This is a genomic window from Lamprobacter sp., assembly GCF_034860625.1.
Lineage (GTDB): Bacteria > Pseudomonadota > Gammaproteobacteria > Chromatiales > Chromatiaceae > Lamprobacter.
In genome coordinates this window covers 1-2,964 of record NZ_JAYESN010000313.1, presented here as the reverse complement: position 1 = coordinate 2,964, position 2,964 = coordinate 1, and the positions used below count along the sequence as shown (strand labels likewise).

Below are 2,964 nucleotides of genomic sequence, written 5' to 3'. Positions count from 1 at the left end.
TTTTTTAAGCCCGCAGGACTCCACCACCTTGCGTAGCGTCATCTGCACGCCGCCACGATCCAGCGGGGTCGACGCCGAGGCGGCGGCCTTAAGTCCGCCGTGGCGGTTGGGAAACAACAGCACCGGGTTGCGATGCACCCGCCAGAAGCGACGCAGCAGCTCCAGCGTCCTATCGGGCAGCGGCACAAACCGATCCTTGTTACCCTTGCCCGCGCGGATATGCACGCGACGACGCGCCGCATCGATATCGGCCACCGTCAGACCCAGCCCCTCGCCGAGGCGAAGCCCCAGGCTGTAGAGGGTGAAGAAGAAGACCCGGTAGCTGAGCGTGCGCGTCTCCTGAATCAGACGCTGGGCCTCCGCGACGGTGACGATATCGGGCAGGCGCTGGCCTTTGGGCGGCTTGACGAGGTCGACGTTGATCCAGGGCTTGCGCAGCACATGGGCGTAGAAGAACTTCAGCCCGTACAAGTCGAGCTTCACGGCACTCCAGGAGTGGCTCTCGAGCAGGGCGCTAAAGTAGTCGAGCAATTGCTGCTCGGACAGGTCCTCGAGACAGCCATCGAATGCGGCGCCGCACACCGCGCGCATAGGCATCGACGGTCTTCGGTTGCAGGCCCTTGAGCCGAAGGTGCTTAAGATGCGCCTCATAGTGGCGCTGAAACTGCTCCTCGCAGGAGTCGGACATGGTGATGTAACCTCGTGATAGTCAACAGACAACCCCTCGTCGACGAGGGCGTGAGGCTACAGTGTAAACGCGACGTCGCCGCTGGGGCTCTCTCCGCGTAGCGGCTTCGTCCAACAAACGGTTCAACAAACGGTTCAGATCGTCGCTCGCTTCGCTCGGACGATCTAACCTTATTCGTTAGTGCGCCAAGCGCAGCTTGGCGCTTCTTGCCGGGTGAAAGTCCCGGTCGGGTAAGGGCTAGCCACCCACCCGTATCGCGTGTTGCGCCTCTGGCGGATAGCGACACTCTGGTCAGGGAGACTGGGGTGATCGTGAACAAAAGAGGTGAAGCGTACATAGAGAAACTTGTAGGCCAGAAGGGTGTACGCACCACCCTGAAGCGATTTCAGCCTCGTTAAAAGCAATAAAACAGATGGCGACAGTGTTAACGTCCTGGAAGCCAACACAGAGGAATCGATAGAATCGGCTATGGGCACGATCATGTGGCACTGCCGGGAAACCAGGCAGCAAACAGAGAAAACAAACATTGCCCTAAGGTTGGTTCACGGCGAGAGTCCCGAGGGTCTGTCGGGGTCCGAGCGCCTGGCATGCAAGCACAGAAGCGTCGAGAACTTGGGAGGCCCCCTTGGCTCCCGGTGGGAGAGAGCAGGTATGCGGTTATTGAGACACAGACGGGGAAACCCAGAAACGGAATTAGACCGAAGCCGAAAGCCGACCGACCGGGGAAGCGCAACTGACCGAGAAGGGAGGTTCGCCGGAAGCGGATGGGGAGTCAGACCGACTCATCGTACTCCGAGCGCGGGAGAGCCGCGAGCATGGGGAAGGGGTCGGCGAAGTGATGTAGCCAACAAAGGACACTTCACCCAGACACGACGGGCTGGACCATGAAGCAAACCTCCCTGTTGGGAATAGCGAAAAAGGCGGCATCGGACAAGGCCCATCGATTCCGCAACCTCTTTGGTCTGCTCAACGTCAGCTATCTGCTGGCCTGTTGGTGGCTGATTAACAAAGGCGCAGCCAGCGGTGTTGACCGGCTGGATGCACGCGCTTATGAAGCCAACCTTCAGGACAATGTGGAAGGACTGGTGGCGGCGGTCAAAGGGGGGTGGTATCGGGCCAAGCTGGTACTCAGACGCTACATCCCCAAGCTCAACGGGAAGTTGAGGCCATTGGGGATACCGGCGATTGCGGACAAAGTTCTACAGATGGGGGTCACCAAGATCCTGGAAGAGATCTATGAGCAGGACTTTCTCGACTGCAGCTATGGTTACCGGCCTCGGGTTGGTGCCTTGGATGCAGTCCGAGACCTGAGCGCCGCGCTGCGAAGCGGGCGTTATCACTTCCTAGTCGAGGCGGACATCCGCGCATTCTTTGATCGAATCGATCATGATCAATTGATCGAGATGTTGCAGCGACGGATCGACGACAAACCCTTTCTGCGGCTGATTCGCAAGTGGTTAAAGGCTGGCGTATTGGAGCCGGATGGTACGGTACAGCATCCAGAGACAGGCTCGCCCCAAGGCGGGATCATCTCACCGATGCTTGCGAATATCTATCTCCACTATGTGCTAGATGAGTGGTTTGAGAACACGGTCAAGACACATTGCAAAGGGAAAGCGTACCTCTGTCGGTATGCCGACGATTTCGTGTGCGCGTTTGAATGTGAATCCGACGCCCAGCGCTTTTATCGGGTGCTTGGGTTAAGAATGGAACGGTTCGGGCTGGAAGTCGCGCAAGAGAAGACGCAGTTGCTCCGGTTCTCGCGTCAGGACTGGACGCGCAATGGCGCCTTTGAGTTTCTCGGATTCGAGTTTCGCTGGGGACGAGGACGCTGGGGGAAACCCGCGCTCAAACGGCGCACGGCACGGAAGAAATACCGCGCCTCCCTGGCGAGTTTTCGAGACTGGTGTCGCGTACACTGCCGGATGCACAAGGACAAATTCTTCGCGGCCCTCAATACGAAACTGCGCGGGTACTACAATTACTACGGTATCCGAGGCAACTACGAAAGCCTGGGTGACTTCTTCTATCATGTCACTCGCATGCTCTACCAGGAGATGAATCGCCGCAGTCAGCGGCGCAGCTACAACTGGAAGGGCTTTGCCGAACTGATCAAGGTGTTCAAGCTTGAGCGACCACGAATCTGCCACAGCTTCTGAGTACCCTAAAGATGCTGCCATGTGCGAAGCGAATCACTTCGAGGAGCCCGGTGCGGTAGTTCCGCACGCCGGGATCTGTACGGGGGCGGCCGGGTAACTGGCCGTCCTACCGTGATG

Annotated in this window: 2 protein-coding genes; one reads left to right on the top strand and one right to left on the bottom strand. The window is 58.5% G+C overall.

Annotated features, from left to right (window positions below):
- The coding region (locus tag VBE63_RS26750; protein WP_323686043.1) for a tyrosine-type recombinase/integrase at positions 1-597 on the bottom strand (597 nt) is incomplete at its 3' end.
- 975 nt (positions 598-1,572) lie between these two features.
- Between VBE63_RS26750 and ltrA the strand changes: the two genes are divergently transcribed.
- Positions 1,573-2,847 carry a group II intron reverse transcriptase/maturase gene (gene ltrA, locus VBE63_RS26745; protein ID WP_323686042.1) on the top strand — a complete coding sequence of 425 codons (1,275 nt, stop codon included), beginning with the start codon at positions 1,573-1,575 and terminating at the stop codon, positions 2,845-2,847.
- The last annotated feature ends 117 nt before the right edge of the window (positions 2,848-2,964 follow it).

What these genes read in the sequence shown, in the direction of transcription:
- ltrA (WP_323686042.1), top strand. Translation starts at nt 1,573, where the DNA reads ATGAAGCAAACCTCCCTGTTGGGAATAGCGAAAAAGGCGGCATCGGAC.